Origin of the sequence: Mycolicibacterium confluentis, assembly GCF_010729895.1 — a bacterium.
Classification (GTDB): domain Bacteria; phylum Actinomycetota; class Actinomycetes; order Mycobacteriales; family Mycobacteriaceae; genus Mycobacterium; species Mycobacterium confluentis.
On sequence record NZ_AP022612.1, the window covers coordinates 181,731 to 197,364 of the forward strand.

Here is a 15,634-nt window from a genome sequence, read left to right on the forward strand (position 1 = left end):
CTCGCTGATGCCGCGCCTGTGGTGGCGGTGAGCAGTGCTGGGCTGGCTGACCGAGTGGCCCGGTGTGGGGTGCAGGTGGTCGATGTGGAGGACGGCCGTGTCGACGCGCAGTTGTGCGAGCCGGTGCCGGTGGGACCGCTGGCTGGGGATGTTGCGCACATCATTTACACCTCGGGGACGACGGGTGTGCCGAAGGGGGTGGCGGTCACGCATGGCAATGTGACGCGGTTGTTCGACGGGCTTGATGTGGGTGTGGAGATGGGCCCGGGGCAGGTGTGGGCGCAGTGTTCGTCGTTGGCGTTTGACTTTTCGGTGTGGGAGATCTGGGGTGCGCTGCTCCATGGTGGGCGGTTGGTGGTGGTTCCGGATTCGGTGACTCGGTCTGCCGATGAACTGCAGGCGTTGTTGGTGGCGGAGAAGGTGACGGTGCTCAGTCAGACGCCGTCGGCGGTGGGGGTGCTGTCTCCGGAGGGTTTGGCAGCGGCGTCGTTGATGGTTGCTGCTGAGCCGTGCCCGGGTGATGTGGTGGATCGGTGGGCGTCGGGTCGGGTGATGATCAATGGTTACGGTCCGACGGAGACGACGGTGTATGCCATGATCAGTGCTCCGTTGCAGGCGGGTTCGGGTGTGGTGCCGATCGGGTTCCCGGTGCCGGGGGCGGCGTTGTTCGTGCTGGATGCGCGGTTGCATTCGGTGGCGGTGGGTGTGGTCGGTGAGTTGTATGTGGCTGGTCGTGGTGTGGGTGTCGGTTATGTGCGTCGGGCGGGGTTGACGGCGTCGCGGTTTGTGGCCTGCCCATTCGCGACGGGAGCTCGGATGTATCGGACCGGGGATTTGGTGTCCTGGGGTGCTGATGGGCAGTTGCGGTATCACGGTCGGGCTGATGAGCAGGTCAAGATCCGTGGGTATCGGATCGAGTTGGGTGAGATCCAGGCGGTTTTGGCGCAGTTGGAGGGTGTGGCGCAGTCGGTGGTGATCGTTCGGGAGGACCGTCCCGGCGACAAGCGCCTGGTGGGGTACATCACCGGAACCGCGGATCCAGTCGAAGTGCGAACCATGTTGTCGGACAGGTTGCCCGCCTACATGGTTCCCGCCGCGATCGTGCGTCTTGAGGTGTTGCCGTTGACGGTCAACGGCAAGCTCGACAAACGAGCCCTGCCGGCCCCGGAGTACAGCGACACCAGTGATCGCTACCGGGCTCCGTCGAATCCGACGGAGGAGATCCTGGCCGGCATCTACGGTCAGATTCTTGGCCTTGACCGCGTTGGGGTCGACGACTCGTTCTTCGACCTCGGCGGCGACTCACTCTCCGCCATGCAGACCGTGGCCAAGATCAATGCTGCCTTCGGCATCGACATCGCGGTGCGCACACTCTTCGAAGCACCGTCGATCCGGCTGTTGCACGAGCAGTTCGAGCGCGATGCCACCGGGCCCACCTGCGCGTCGGTGCACGGCCGAAACCCCAGCGAGTTGTACGCCAGCGACCTCACTTTGGACAAGTTCATCGACGAAGCGACGCTGGCTGCCGCTCCGGCCCTGCCCCGCGCAACCGCACAGGTGCGCACGGTCCTGCTGACGGGGGCAACCGGATTCCTGGGGCGGTACCTGGCCCTCGAATGGCTGGAGCGGATGGCGGAGGTCGGCGGCAAGGTGGTCTGCCTGGTACGAGCCGAGTCGGACAGGGCAGCACAGGCACGACTGCACAAGGTCTTCGACAGCGGGGATCTGCAACTGCTGCGGCACTTCGAGGAGATGGCCACCAACCATCTTGAGGTCCTCGCCGGAGACAAGAGTGACGTCGGACTGGGCCTGAAGCCGCAGACCTGGCGCCGTCTTGCCGACACCGTCGATCTGATCGTTGATCCCGCCGCACTGGTCAACGGTGTCCTGCCGTACAGCGAACTGTTCGGGCCCAACGTCGCGGGCACCGCCGAACTGATTCGGCTCGCAGTGACCACGAAACTCAAGTCGTACAGCTATGTGTCGACGGGCAACGTCGGTGACCAGATCGAGGTGTCGAAGTTCACCGAGTACGCCGACATCCGAGAGGTCTGCCCGGTTCGAAAGAACGAGCACAGCTACGTCAACGGCTACGGCAACAGTAAGTGGGCCGGCGAGGTGCTGCTGCGGGAGGCGTACGACCTCTGTGGACTTCCAGTGGGCGTGTTCCGGTGCGACATGATCCTTGCCGATACCAGCTACCAGGGCCAGCTCAATCTGACAGACATGTTCACCCGGATGGTGTTCAGCGTGGTGGCCACCGGGATCGCGCCACGCTCGTTCTTCCAGTTCGATGATCAGGGGAATCGGCAACGCTCGCACTTCGACGGGCTGCCCGTCGAGTTCATCGCCGAGGCGGTCGCCACGCTGGGAGCCGAGAACATCGACGACTTCGAGACTTACCACGTGATGAATCCCCACGAGGACGGGGTTGGTTTCGATGAGTGTGTGGATTGGCTGATCGAGGCCGGCTGCGAGATAGAACGCATTGACGACTTCGGTGACTGGCTGCGGCAGTTCGAAGTCGAACTGTGCGCCCTGCCGCATCGACAGCGCCAGCAGTCGGTTCTCGAGGTGCTGCAGTTCCAGCTGAAGTTGGCGGACCGCAACGACCTGAGGGCCCCTGAACCCATCAATGGTTCCTTCGGGCCGACGGAGAGATTCCGCGCGGCTGTCCGGAAGTTGAAGATCGGCCCGCGCCAAGACATCCCGCACATCACGGGCGCCATCCTCGCCAAGTACGTGTCCGACCTGCGGCTGCTGGGCCTGATCTAGGCACGGTTGAAGCTGGGTGCTCAGCGGTGCTGTGGGCCGAGAGTCTGCGACTGATACCACTTGGTGTTGAGGATCTTTCGGGGCGTCACCGCAACGCGTGACACCGCGGTGCTGAGGCTCGGCACCGCCCTCACATCCCAGGGGTCACAGACCGCCCATGCCCTGAAACACCAGCGAGGCTCCGACGACCGCCAGGATCGCAGCCATGAACCTGCGATGGTAAGCCAGGGCCCAATCGTGAAGTCGTTGCAACGCCGATTCCGTCCTCTCAGGGAAGGCCCGATTGCTGATGAGGATGATCTCCTCCACGGCGAGCACCCCGATGACAAACGCGGCCCCGGCTGCGAGTTGCACTCCGACCGCCGTCCCGGAAGCGACAATCAGCGCCAGAGCCAACAGGACTCCGTCCGCTGGCATCACCATGAGCCCGATGACAAACGAAATCCACGGTGACCCGGTGCGCCACGCCTGTCGTGCCTGACGCAGGAGCCGCCGGACCCACGAGTCGTCTTCGACCGCCTCCTCGGTCGCAGGGCGCACCAGCCTTGAAATCACCGGCAGGGTCGCTGGATCCAGAGTCCTAGTGGCAGTTCCTGTCTCCCTACGGTGCCGCCCGCCCGACACAGGAGCATCGTCACTGGGTGTCGTTGCCGTGGTGCCGCGCATCACCATCAGGATCGCGACCAACACCAGGAATGCACCGAACCCGATCATGGTGCGTTGAAACAGCGGACTGGGCGCCGAGTCGACAAGACCATTCGCGAAGGTCGGCGAGACATTGGTCAGGTGCAGCACGATCAGCGGAAAGAGCAGAAATACCAAGCCGGCCAGCAGGGTGCCGGCCCAATAGGCCAACAGATTCTGCATGGGCCGCGGTCGTGACAGCACAAGGAGTATGAGGCCGAGGCGTACTGGGTTGATGGTCAACACCAGTGCCAACACCAGTAATGGACCCCACATGGTCGATCAACTGACTTTCGCGCGCAGCGGCGGGCGATCGGGTGCGAACAGAATTCCGGATGATGACATGTGCCCCCCTCGAGTTGCGCCCAGCGGCGGGCAGGCGTGGCTGGCGTTCCCCAACGCGAACCGGGCACCTGAGCTGAAGTCGCTCGGCAGCTTCTCCAACCCCCAGCCGCAGCCAATGCGCAGTTACGATTCCCACGGTAGTTTCAGGCTGGCGAACTGTCTCGGAAACCAGTGGATTCGGCGGCGGCAGTTGGTCGAATGCGTCCCGTGCCGCGCGCCACCCTGTCACCCCAGGCGAGCACCAGTGGATCGCTTTGCCAACTCGGTGTCACGGCCACCGGCCATCTGGGCGAATACCTGTCAGTTCCCGAGCGCTACAGTTTGCTGCGATGCTCGGTTGGCGCGTCGGCAGCCTCGCGTGTGCCCAGACGACTCCATGTCTCGGCATCCGGTTCGGAACGTGCCATCGAGGCGCCGCCCCGATCCTGGGTTGCGTCAATGTGACGGTGGTCTGCAGATTCGGCAAACCTCGGGGGCGTCCCAGGTGGGGCGAGTAGAGTCCAGAGATCGGGGGAGGAGTAAACACATGAGATCACTGTTTTCGGTGGGGCTGGCCGCTGCGGTGGGCGGGGCGGGCCTATTGATGGGCGCCGGGATCGCCTCCGCGGCCCCAGATCTCGGTCCAGCCGTCAACACCACCTGCAACTATCCACAGGTGATGGCGGCGCTGAACTCCGCGGATCCGGCGGCTGCGGCACAGTTCAATGCGTCCGGGTCGGGCGCATATCTGGGCCAATTCCTGGCTGCCCCAGTGGGTGAGCGACAGATGATGGCCCAGATGATTGTCAACATGCCGGGAAACCAGCAGTACATCGGGTTGCTGCAACAGGTGTTCACCACCTGCAACAACTTCTGAGCGAGATCACGGACCAGTCCGCTTCGGTACGCCTCCGCCGAGTTGCTCGGTGATCGCGTCGGCAGTTGTCATGAGAGCCTGTGCGCGCTCGGTGATCTCGTTGTCGGTCAAGGCTTTACCGATGTGCAGCGAGACGACCATCACCTGACGCCTGTGGTGATCGAAGACCGGCGCGGAGATGACGCTGATGTCGTGTGAACCGTCAGGCGTGGCCTCGTCCCGCAGGTACACCCGTTCGCCGATATCGGACACCAACTCACCGAGCAGGGCGCGCAGTTCGTCCGGCAGTTCGGTCGACATACCCGCCATCAGCGCGTAGAGGCGCCGGCCGCCGGGCGTCAGTCGCTCCACCAGATACCCGGCGGTGCGGCAGGTTTCAATCACCCGGTGCAGCCGAGCGGTCTTGGTGCGCAGCGGCAGCGTCGGCTCCTTGGACAGCCATTCACGCAGCGCCTCGTCGTCCCACAACACGAACATCAGTCCGATCGGGGGCGCGAAGGGGTAGCTCTGTCCGACCTCGACGCCCGACCGGGCACCGGGAGGCGCCACCAGTTCGATCAGCGTGATGCGGTCATCGATGACCCCGGACAGCGCGGCGGTGGCGCCGAACCGCGCAGACAGCCGACTCAGTTCGTCACGTGCTCCGGGGCTCACACGCAGCGACTCCTGGGTCCGGTGCCCCAGCCTGATCAGGGCTGGGCCCAGGCGGTATGTCTTGTCGACGTCGTCGCGCAGCACATATCCCGCATCGGCCAGTGCGGTGACGATGCCCAGGCACGTCGGCTTGCTCAGGCCGAGGCGGCGGGCCAGTTCGGAGACGCCGAACCGCTGGTCAGGGTGGTCGGCGAGGAAGTTGAGGATCTGGACCACCCGTTCGGTGGGCGGCGACGTGCGGCCTGAGGACCCGGGGGTGGACACGGCGCCAGGCTACCCCAACGGTTCATATATGTACCGCAATGGTCGAAATATTGACTCCTATTGGAACGGGTTCTAGTTTCGAAGTGTGTACTCCAAGGCATTGACGGATGCGATCGCTGAGGCCGAGCACCTGGTGACGACGGCCCCGTTCATCGAATCGGACGCCGATCTCCTGGAAGGGCTGCAGTACCTGGCGGGTTGTATCGCCGGGTGCCTTCACCTGGCCTTCGACTACGAACGTGACCACCCCTTCTTCCAGTCGGGTACGGGCCCGTTCACCAAGATGGCGCTGGACAACCCGGACACGCTCTACTTCGGCACGCGGGTCCAGCCTGGCCACGAGTACGTCGTGACCGGTAAGCGCGGCAGCACCACGGACCTGAGTTTCCAACTCCTCGGAGGCGAGTACACCGACGACAACGTGCCGGCCAGTCAGGCTGCGTTCGACGACCGCGAACTCGACATCGCCGAGGACGGCACGTTCGAATGGCGTATCACGCCGAACTCCCCATCCCAGCTGTTGGTGCGGGAGGTCTACAACGACTGGTCGGCCCAGCGCGGCCACATCAGCATCGCCCGGACGGACACCGCGGGCACTGCGCCGGCTCAGCTCTCCCGCGAGCTCGTCGAGAAGAGGTATGCGGTCGCCGCCAAGCAGTTGGTGCAGCGGGTCAAGACCTGGTTGCAGTTCCCGCAGTGGTTCTACAACACCCTTCCGGTCAACACGATGGTCGCGCCTCGGCTCACGCCGGGCGGTCTGGCGACACAGTATTCGTCGGTGGGGCACTTCGACCTCAAGCCCGATGAGGCGATGATCATCACCGTTCCGGTGTCCGACGCGCCCTATATGGGATTCCAGCTGGGCAGCCTCTGGTACATCTCGCTGGACTACATCAACCACCAGACATCGCTGAACGGCACGCAGGCTCAAGCGGATCCGGACGGCAGGATCCGAATCGTGGTCTCGGACGCCAATCCCGGTGTGGCCAACTGGTGTGAAACGCTCGGGCACCGCAAGGGCTACCTGCAGTTCCGCTGGCAGCGCCTGTCCCGCGAGCTGACCGAGGCCGACGGCCCGACGGTCGAGGTGGTCGGCATCGACAAGGTCGCGGAGGTGCTGCCGCACTACGCGCACAACAAGATCTCCGGAGCGGACTGGCGCCAGCGGATTGCGCTGCGCCAGAAGCAGATCGCTGACAGGATGGTGGGCTGAAGATGACGGGTTCGTACGGACTTCTCGAAGGGAAGGTCGTGGTGATCAGCGGTGTCGGGCCTGCGCTGGGCACGACGCTGGCGCGGCGCTGCGCAGAGAACGGCGCCGACCTGGTGCTCGCCGCACGCACCGTGGAACGCCTCGAGGACGTGGCCAAACAGGTCACCGATCTGGGGCGACGGGCGATCTCGGTGGGAACCGACATCACCGACGACGCTCAGGTCGAGAACCTGGTGAAGGCCACCCTCGATGCGTACGGCAGGGTCGATGTGTTGATCAACAACGCATTTCGGGTGCCCTCGATGAAGCCGTTCGCCAACACCACCTACGAGCACATGCGCGACGCCATCGAACTGACCGTGTTCGGCGCACTTCGAATGGTCCAGGGCTTCACCCCGGCGTTGGCAGAGTCCAAGGGCGCGGTGGTCAACGTCAACTCGATGGTGGTGCGGCATTCGCAGGCCAAGTACGGCGCCTACAAGATGGCGAAGTCCGCACTGCTCGCGATGTCGCAGACCCTGGCCACCGAGTTGGGGGAACAGGGGATCCGGGTCAATTCCGTGCTGCCGGGCTACATCTGGGGCGGAACCCTGGAGTCCTACTTTTCGCATCAGGCCGGCAAGTACGGCACCTCGGTCGAGGAGATCTACAAGGCCGCCGCGGCCGCGTCCGACCTGAAACGCCTGCCCACCGAGGATGAGGTGGCTTCGGCGATCCTGTTCATGGCCAGCGACCTGTCCAGTGGAATAACCGGGCAGGCGCTCGACGTCAACTGTGGGGAGTTCAAGGCATGACGCGAGCGGGGAAACAGCGAGGACCGGAGCTTGTCGGAGTCGAGGCATGAGCCCCATACGCACCGATGTCGGTACGGTTGAGGATCTGCACGCCTCGGCGGTAAAAGCCTGCGGTCTCGACGATTTCGGCTCCGATGACGACAACTACCGGGAGGCCCTCGGGGTGCTCCTCGAGTCGTACGCCCGTGATGCGGAACTGACCGAGTTCGGCAGCAAGATGCAGCGGTTCTTCGCCCGCAACGCCCTGGTGGCGCGACTGCTGAGCGAGGCGTCGTGGAAGCAGCATCCGCAGCACGCGGACGTCGCCATCGAACGCCCCATCTTCGTCACCGGATTGCCGCGCACCGGCACCACGGCCCTGCACCGACTGCTGACCGCCGACCCGGACCACCAGGGCCTGGAACTGTGGCTCGCGGAGTTCCCGCAGCCACGCCCGCCACGCGAAAGCTGGCCGCAGAACCCGGTGTTCGCTGAACTCGATGCCCGCTTCAAGAAGGCCCACGAGGAGAACCCGGACTACACCGGTCTGCATTACATGACCGCCGACGAGGTCGAGGAATGCTGGCAGCTTCTGCGGCAGTCCCTGCACTCGGTGTCCTATGAGACGTTGGCTCATGTGCCCACCTACTCGCAGTGGCTGTCGCAGCAGGACTGGAGCCTGCCGTATCAGCGGCACCGCCGCAACCTGCAGCTGATCGGCCTCAACGAGCCCGAAAAGCGTTGGGTGCTCAAGAATCCCAGCCACCTGTTCGCCCTCGACGCTCTGATGGCCACCTATCCCGACGCGTTGGTCATCCAATGCCATCGCCCAGCCGAGACCATCATGGCCTCGATGTGCTCACTGGCCGCGCACACCACCGCGGGCTGGTCCACCAAGTTCGTCGGCGCTCAGATCGGAGCGGATTCGCTCGAGACCTGGTCACGCGGCTTGGAGAAGTTCGACGCCGAACGCGCGAAACACAATCCGGCGCAGTTCTGCGACATCGACTACTTCGACTTCGTCGGCGACCCAGTCTCCTGCGTCGAGGGCATCTACCGCCACTTCGGCCTCGACCTGACCGATGCCGCCCGGAAGGCCATACGGGATATGCACACCGAAAGCCAGGAGGGTCCGCGTGCCCCAAAGCACACCTACTCGCTGGACGACTACGGTCTGACCGCCGAACAGGTCAAGGAGCGCTTCGCAGGACTGTGACGTCCGTCAGGGCTGCAGGAACGGGTTGGTGCGGCGTTCCATCCCGATGGTCGTCGGGTCACCATGGCCGGGCAGCACCAGCGTGCGATCGTCGAGCACCAGCAGCTTCGAAATGATCGATCCCAGAAGGTGGTTGCCGCTGCCGCCGCCCAGATCGGTGCGCCCGACGGTGCCGCTGAAAAGCGTGTCGCCGGTGAACACGATGTCGGGGTGCCGTTCATCGGCGATGCGGAACGTCACCGATCCTGGGGTGTGCCCGGGAGTGTGATCGACATGCACCGGGATGCCGGCCACTGAGATTCGGTCCCCGTCGGCCATCTCGATGACCTGCTCGGGTTCGCGGCACAGGAGGCCGACGAGTCGCTGGGTGACAGCTGGGCCGACTCCTCGCAGTGGACTCCGCAGCATCGGGCGGTCCGCACCGTGGATGTAGCAGGGCACATTGTGTTGGTCGCTGAACCGTTGTGCGGTCCAGATGTGGTCGAGGTGACCATGGGTGACCAGCGTGGCGCGCGGGGCCAGGCGGTGTTCCCGCAGCAGTTGGCGGAGACGAGGCAGCGCACCGTCTCCGGGATCGATCACGAGAGCTTCGCGGTCGCCGCTGCGGAACACCACGTAGCAGTTGGTGGAGACCCAACCGGTGCGGAAGCTGACGATCTCCAGGGGTCCGACGCGTTGGTGGACTGTCACGGCCTGAATGGGTCAGCCGTCGCCGGGGGACGGCGCCGTGGACACCGCCTCGAGGCACCCTTCGGCGATCGCGTGCTTGATGCTGTCGCTCAACCGGGGGCAGGCCCGCAGCTGGGAACTCTGCTTGCCCTCGGCGCGGGCCTCGGCGAACACCGCACACCGCTGCGTGGCGTCGGAATTCCACTGCACGGCAGTGTGTTCGGGGCCCAGCTTCTTCACTGCGACGGTCGCGTGGCAGAACCGGCAGTCCACCGGCGTCAGGCCCGATGTGAGGTACCGGTCTCGGTCCGCCTGAGAGGCGGCACGGATCGCCGCGGCTCGGTCCGGGTCGGAGGCGTAATCGGGTGCCTTACGCCAACTCCCCGAACTCGGCCGCGACGGCTCGTGGTGCTCATCGTCGTCGTCGTGTCCGCCGTGCAGGAGCACCATCGATCGGGAGAGCCGATCGATGTCCGGTGCCTCCTTGCGCTGGTTCATCAGGACACTTCGGTCGGCTGCTCAGCTTCGAGTTCGGCCTTCCGGCGCAGGTTCTCCTCGACCTCCACGTGCCACTTCTCGTTGGCGGCGCTGGTGTCGACCTCCATCTCGAACCGGTCCGTCATATCCGGAGTGATGTCGGCGACGTCGACGTAGAACTGCTGGTACCAGCGGCGCATCTGATATACCGCGCCGTCCTCCTCGACCAGCAGAGGGTTGTCGATGCGCGTCTTGTGCTTCCAGATCTCGACGTCCTGCAGGAAGCCCTTGCTCACCCCGTCAGTGAACGCGTCCGCAAGCTTCTCGGTGGTGGCGTCGTCCAGGCCCTGCGGCTTCTCGACGATGACGCCCCACTGCAGAACGAAGCTGTCCTGGCTCACGGGGTAGTGGCAGTTGATCAGGATCGACTCGGCCTTGAAGTCGCCGTAGGTGTTGTGCAGCCAGTTGATCATGAACGACGGGCCGAAGTACGAGGCCTCGGAGTCCAGCTTGGCGTCGCCATACGCCGTGCCCATGTCATTGATGTCAGGCCGGCCGACATTGTGCAGGTACTGGCTGGCGATGTGGCCTTCGAAGACGTTCTTGAAGTACGTCGGCAGGCCGAAGTGGATGTAGAAGAAGTGCGCCATGTCGGTGACGTTGTCGATGATCTCGCGGCAGTTGCTGCCCTCGATCAACAGCGTGTTCCACTTCCAGTCGGTCCACTCGCCGCTGGCCCATTCCGGGATGTCCGGGATGCGGACCTCGGGCTGGGGCGGATTGCCCTCGTGGTCATGCCAGACGAACAGCAGGCCACCGCGCACATCGGTGTGCCACGCCCGGGTGCGCGCCAGTCGCGGCGTGCGCTTGGCGTAGGGCACCAGCTTGCACTTGCCGTCGCCACCCCAGCGCCAGTCGTGGAACGGGCAGGCGATCTCGTCACCCTTGATCGTGCCCTGCGAGAGATCTCCACCCATGTGGCGGCAGTACGCATCGAGGATCTTCAGTTCACCCGACGAATCCGCGAACACCACAAGCTTGGTGCCGAACGCGGTGATCGGGTGCGGCTTGCCATCCAGGAAATCCTTCACCGGGCCCAGGCAGTGCCAGCCCCGGGCGTACCGGTCCGGCAGCGCGCCGGTATCGATCTCGCGAATGCCGCCGCGGGCTGTTTCAGTCGTCACTTCGCGCCTCCAGTTGATGCCTTCTAACTAGAACACGTTACAGTTTTACCCGGTTTAAACGCAATGCAACCCAGGTCTAGCTGGAAAAACGGTGACTAAAGTCCCACCGGATTCAGCTTTGCTCGGCCAATCCCACCCGCAGGGCGATCTGCTGCATCCTGCCGATGCTGGTCACGAACTCGTCGGTGGTGGCGTCGCCGGTGGCGCTCTGGAACTCAAGACGCACCAGCGCGGGTCCCTGCGTGAAGAACAGCAGCGTGACGGCCTTCGCGCCGTCAGGTGCATCGCCCCGGATCACGGTGCCGTCCGTCCCCACCCGGGACGGCTGCGGCGTACCGCCGACGACCACCGAATCGACCGTGGTCAGGGCCTGTCGCAGCGTCGCGGTCGCGGTCGCGGGGTCGGGGTAGATCGCGAACGTCGCCGAGATGGCCCGGGTGTCGTCGGAGTTGACGAACAGCGCGCTGGCGCCCGGAAGGCCGCTGGGGTTCGGCGTCGACGACCGCGCCGCGAACGTGTCCTCCCCATCGGACAGGTCGTCGGCGGTCAGGAGAAGGGCGCTGTAGTCGACAGCGGCGTCGTCCTTCTTGGTGCTGGTCGTCGTCGGGGATGTGGTCGACGGGACGACGCTGGTCGACGGTGACAACTCGTTGAGATCCGAGGTGGTACTGCATCCGACGACGGACAGCGCCATGGTCACAGCGGTGACTGCGACGAGGCGACGGCGATTGATGAGGGGCATGGGAAATTTCGACACAGGGGAGAAGTCTTTGCGGTGGCAGGGCGCACTGAACGGACATGAAGAGTGGGGATCAACCCCACCGTACCTGGGTGCGGTCGCGGCGTTGAGCCGCGACGGGGCCGCCCGCCACGGCGGTCCCGCGAAGGTGCAGGTCATGCGAGACACCCGACCGTCGGGCCCTGGTGAAACTCTCCTGGACGCGGAGGCGCGCGACGCGGGCTCAGCGCCTCAGATCTTCCGTGCCGACGCGGTCGCGCGGTCGACTTCCCAGTACGCGCGCAGTGCGGTGAGCTTTCCGGCGTCGTTGACTCGGTACGTGAACACTCCCTCGGCGACGACGCGGTAGCCGGCGGTCTCGATCACGATGTGCCCGACGTTCGCCTCCTCGTCGCCGCACTGGTACGTCTTCTCAAAATGAAAAGTCAGGGCGCTCGGCGCGATGGCCATATCGTAGAAGCGCGAGATCGCGTCCAAGCCGCGGTGGCCCCTGCCCTCGGGATCGAAATGCGAGGGGCCGATCGGATCCTCGACGATCGCGTCGTCATCGAACAGCGCCAGCCATGCTTCCTTGTCGTGCGCGGTGGCCGCCGCACGGGAGCGTTCGCCGGCCAGGTGCACCGCGGATGCGGTCATGCCTGCCAGCCCGAGTGGATGTAGGTGTCGGCGAACCGCTTGAGCGAGTCCTTCTTCTTCTCCACCGGAGCATCGAAGCTCAGCCCGTCGAAGATCCAGGGGATGACGATGTTGTCGGTGACGCCGGCTTCGGCGAGTTCGCGATGACCGTCGACGCCGAACTTGTCGATGCACACGGCCTGATACTCGAACGGTTGGTCCGCGCGGCCGTACTCGGCGCGCAGCGCCTCCAGCTTGCCGATGGTCTCCGCGAGTTGGTCGCAGGTCATCATGGCGCTGGTCCATCCGTCGCCGACTCGGGCGGCCCGTTTGAGGGCCACGTCGGTGTGTCCACCGACATAGAACGGCACAGGTTCGCTCGGCGCCGGGCTCATCTGCAGTCGGTCGAAGTCGAAGAACCTGCCGTGGAATTCGACCATGCCGCCCGCGAGCACCAGCTTGATGATTTCGATCATCTCGTCGACACGGGCGCCGCGTTTGGCGTACGGCACGCCGCACCACTCGAACTCCTCAGGAGCCCATCCGATCCCGACGCCGAAACCGAACCGGTTGTTGGTGAGGTTGGCGACCGAGCCGACCTGACGCGCCAACAGCAGCGGATTGCGGGAACCCAACTTCAGGACGTTGGTGTAGAACCGCAGCGTCGACGTCACGGCACCCATCGCGCCCGCGGCGATCAGCGGATCCACCCAGGGGGTGTCTTCGTTCCACATCCGGGAGCCGTCGGCCGTGTAGGGGTAGTCGGTCGACTGCTCCTCCATGTAGAAGAGCGAGTCGGGCAGTGCGATGGCGTCGAACCCGACCTCCTCTGCGGTGCGGGCGATGTCAATCAGCTGATCGATGGGCCCCATCGCCACACTGCAGGTGTACTTCATCCGCGTCACGCCTTGTCGGCGGGCTTGTCGCTGGCGACCACCCACATCGAGAAGTACTGGGAGCCACCGCCGTAGGCGTGTCCGAGAGCTTTGCGCGCTCCGGCCACCTGGTGGTCTCCGGCCTTGCCCATCACCTGGATCGCCGACTCGGCGAACCGGATCATGCCCGACGCACCGATCGGGTTGGACGACAGCACGCCGCCGGACGGGTTGAACGGGATGCGCCCGCCGATCGCCGTCTCACCGGACTCGGTCAGCTTCCAGCCCTCGCCCTCCTGCGCGAAGCCGAGGTTCTCCAGCCACATCGGCTCGAACCACGAGAACGGCACATACACCTCGGCGACGTCGATCTCGTCGATGGGGCTGCTGATTCCGGCCGCGGCCCACAGCGCCTTCGCGGCGTCGCGTCCGGCCTGGGGATTGACCTGATCACGCCCGGCGTAGGCCAGGGGTTCGGTGCGCAGCGCCGTGGCGTGGATCCATGCGACGGGGTGGCCGTCGGCGACCCGGGCGTCGGCCGTTGCCTCGTCGCCGATCACCAGCGCGCAGGCGCCGTCGGACGACGGGCAGGTCTCGTCGAACCGGATGGGGTCCCACAGCATCTGCGAGGACATCACCTTCTCCAGCGTGATGTCGGGCTGATGCAGGTGTGCCAGCGGATTCTTCGCGCCGTTGAGGCGGTCCTTGACGGCGACCATGGCGCCGATGTGGTTCGGTGCCCCGGAACGCCGGATGTAGGCCCGCACGTGCGGTGCGAAGTAGCCGCCCGCGCCCGCGCCGACCGGCTTGGTGAACGGCACCGGAATGCTCAAGGCCCACATGGCATTCGACTCGGACTGCTTCTCCCAGGCCATCGCCAGCACGCGCCGGTACTTGCCGGACTGCACCAGACTGGCCGCCACGATGGCGGTGGACCCGCCGACGGATCCGGCGGTGTGTACCCGGATCAGGGGCTTGCCCGTCGCGCCCACGGCGTCGGCCAGGAACAGCTCGGGCATCATGACGCCCTCGAAGAAGTCCGGCGCCTTTCCGACCACCACAGCGTCGATGTCGGCCATGGTCTGGCCCGAGTCCGCCAGCGCGCGGTCGATGGCCTCACGCACCAGGCCGGCCATCGAGACGTCGGTGCGCTTGGCGACGTACTTGGTCTGTCCGGTGCCCAGCACCGCAGCTTTGCGACCCGCCATCAGTTCTTACCGTCCCTTCCCTCGAGCACGGCGACGAGATTCTGCTGGAGCGCCGGACCGCTGGTCGCATGCGCCAGCACGCGCTGGGCCGACCCGTTGAAGATGTGCTGTGCGGCGAAGCCGATTCGTTCGAGACCCGCGGAGAACATCGGGTTGGCGGCCAGAGGCCCGCCCGACGGGTTCACCTTCGTCGACCCGCTCAGCCCGATGGCCTCGGTGAGGATCAGGTGCTGGTGCGTGAACGGCGCGTGGATCTCCGCGACCTCGATCGAACCCGCGTCACCACCGGTGGCCGCAGCCGCAGCCGCGGCCGTCGACACCGACGTCGTCAGATCCCGCGCGCCCAGCACGGGTGTCTCGATCCGATGCTCGATCCCGGCGATCCAGGCGGGGTTCTCCCGCAGTTCGCGCGCACGATCTCCGGAGGCCAGCACGATCGCTGCGGCGCCGTCGGTGATCGGGGCGATGTCGTGGCGGCGCAGTGGGTCTGCGAAGAACGGCCGGGACAGCAGTTCGTCCACGCTGTTGGCGGACTTCTCCGAGTCGGTGCGGTCGGTGACCGCGAAGGAGTCGAGCGCGACCTGCGCCATCTGCTCGGCGGTCCACTTGCCTGCGTCGAGGCCGAACCGCGCCTGAAGACCCGCGATCGACACCGAGTCGGGCCACAGCGGTGCGACCGAATACGGATCGGTCTGCAGGGCGAGCACGCGGCGCAGGGTCCCGGCGCTGGACTTGCCGAACCCATACACGAGCGCGGTGTCGATCTCTCCGGTCAACAGCTTGATGTAGGCCTCGTACAGCGCCCAAGCGGCGTCCATCTCGACGTGGGACTCGTTGATCGGCGGCACTGCGCCGATCGAGTCGATCGCCGAGATGAACGAGAACGCGCGCCCGGCAAGGTAATCCGAGGATCCGGAGCACCAGAACCCGATGTCGGTCTGCTTGATCCCGAGTTCCTCATAGATCGAGGCGAAGCACGGCATGAGCATCTCGACACCGTTGGTGGTGCCGTCGGTGCGGCGGACGTGCGGGGCGTGGGCGAAACCCACGACGGCTACGTCTGGAAAGTCTTGCGTCACAGTGTCCC

At 65.3% G+C, this 15,634-nt stretch carries 15 protein-coding genes (1 of these 15 running past the window's edge); 5 read left to right on the forward strand and 10 right to left on the reverse strand.

The features are described from left to right. On the forward strand, positions 1-2,775 hold the final stretch of the coding sequence (locus G6N34_RS00735) for a non-ribosomal peptide synthetase (RefSeq protein WP_163645282.1). The gene continues 11,169 nt to the left of window position 1, outside the view; the window shows 2,775 of its 13,944 coding nt (coding positions 11,170-13,944); the start codon falls outside the window, past its left edge; it ends in the stop codon at positions 2,773-2,775. Between the two features lie 144 nt (positions 2,776-2,919). Here the strand turns inward: G6N34_RS00735 and G6N34_RS00740 are convergent, their stop codons facing one another. Next, positions 2,920-3,717, reverse strand: coding sequence for a GAP family protein (locus tag G6N34_RS00740; RefSeq protein ID WP_234812981.1), 798 nt, complete (start codon positions 3,715-3,717; stop codon positions 2,920-2,922). Positions 3,718-4,330: 613 nt separating this feature from the next. Here G6N34_RS00740 and G6N34_RS00745 point away from each other — a divergent pair. Further along, entirely contained in the window at positions 4,331-4,660 is a 330-nt protein-coding gene (locus tag G6N34_RS00745) for a hemophore-related protein (protein WP_085153613.1), read from the forward strand. 6 nt (positions 4,661-4,666) lie between these two features. Here the strand turns inward: G6N34_RS00745 and G6N34_RS00750 are convergent, their stop codons facing one another. Then, complete coding sequence (locus G6N34_RS00750) at positions 4,667-5,578, reverse strand: IclR family transcriptional regulator (protein WP_085153611.1); 912 nt, start codon at positions 5,576-5,578, stop codon at positions 4,667-4,669. An 85-nt stretch (positions 5,579-5,663) separates the two neighbouring features. Here G6N34_RS00750 and G6N34_RS00755 point away from each other — a divergent pair, with 85 nt between their 5' ends. Genes G6N34_RS00755 through G6N34_RS00765 form a run of 3 tightly spaced genes read left to right on the forward strand, consistent with a single transcriptional unit; the run spans position 5,664 to position 8,780 of the window. Further along, the gene (locus G6N34_RS00755; protein WP_085153610.1) at positions 5,664-6,791 is read left to right on the forward strand and encodes a hypothetical protein; all 1,128 of its coding nucleotides are present in this window, start codon (positions 5,664-5,666) and stop codon (positions 6,789-6,791) included. Positions 6,792-6,793: 2 nt separating this feature from the next. Next, positions 6,794-7,585 carry an SDR family oxidoreductase gene (locus G6N34_RS00760; protein WP_085153609.1) on the forward strand — a complete coding sequence of 264 codons (792 nt, stop codon included), beginning with the start codon at positions 6,794-6,796 and terminating at the stop codon, positions 7,583-7,585. Between the two features lie 46 nt (positions 7,586-7,631). Beyond that, positions 7,632-8,780, forward strand: coding sequence for a sulfotransferase family protein (locus G6N34_RS00765; RefSeq protein WP_085153607.1), 1,149 nt, complete (start codon positions 7,632-7,634; stop codon positions 8,778-8,780). Positions 8,781-8,786: 6 nt separating this feature from the next. Here G6N34_RS00765 and G6N34_RS00770 read toward each other — a convergent pair whose 3' ends face one another. The 8 genes from G6N34_RS00770 to G6N34_RS00805 all read right to left on the reverse strand — a co-directional run bounded on the left by G6N34_RS00770 (position 8,787) and on the right by G6N34_RS00805 (position 15,626). After that, on the reverse strand, positions 8,787-9,443 hold the full coding sequence (locus G6N34_RS00770; RefSeq protein WP_085153633.1) for an MBL fold metallo-hydrolase: 657 nt from the start codon (positions 9,441-9,443) through the stop codon (positions 8,787-8,789). 39 nt (positions 9,444-9,482) lie between these two features. After that, positions 9,483-9,947: a hypothetical protein gene (locus G6N34_RS00775; protein ID WP_085153606.1), complete on the reverse strand. Its 465-nt coding sequence runs from the start codon at positions 9,945-9,947 to the stop codon at positions 9,483-9,485. Continuing rightward, positions 9,947-11,110 (reverse strand): 3-ketosteroid-9-alpha-monooxygenase, oxygenase component, encoded by a 1,164-nt coding sequence (locus G6N34_RS00780; protein WP_085153604.1) that lies wholly within the window; start codon positions 11,108-11,110, stop codon positions 9,947-9,949. Before G6N34_RS00780 ends, G6N34_RS00775 begins: the two co-directional genes overlap by 1 nt. 112 nt (positions 11,111-11,222) lie before the next feature. Further along, positions 11,223-11,852, reverse strand: coding sequence for a hypothetical protein (locus G6N34_RS00785; protein WP_407663199.1), 630 nt, complete (start codon positions 11,850-11,852; stop codon positions 11,223-11,225). Between the two features lie 228 nt (positions 11,853-12,080). Continuing rightward, a complete protein-coding gene (locus tag G6N34_RS00790) occupies positions 12,081-12,485 on the reverse strand; it encodes a nuclear transport factor 2 family protein (protein ID WP_085153602.1) in 405 nt (134 codons plus the stop codon). Then, positions 12,482-13,360 (reverse strand): TIGR03619 family F420-dependent LLM class oxidoreductase, encoded by an 879-nt coding sequence (locus tag G6N34_RS00795; protein WP_085153600.1) that lies wholly within the window; start codon positions 13,358-13,360, stop codon positions 12,482-12,484. Before G6N34_RS00795 ends, G6N34_RS00790 begins: the two co-directional genes overlap by 4 nt. A gap of 5 nt (positions 13,361-13,365) precedes the next feature. Beyond that, positions 13,366-14,547, reverse strand: a complete 1,182-nt coding sequence (locus G6N34_RS00800; RefSeq protein ID WP_085153598.1) for a thiolase family protein — start codon at positions 14,545-14,547, stop codon at positions 13,366-13,368. Continuing rightward, a complete protein-coding gene (locus G6N34_RS00805) occupies positions 14,547-15,626 on the reverse strand; it encodes a thiolase family protein (protein ID WP_234812979.1) in 1,080 nt (359 codons plus the stop codon). Before G6N34_RS00805 ends, G6N34_RS00800 begins: the two co-directional genes overlap by 1 nt. Between the last annotated feature and the right edge of the window lie 8 nt (positions 15,627-15,634).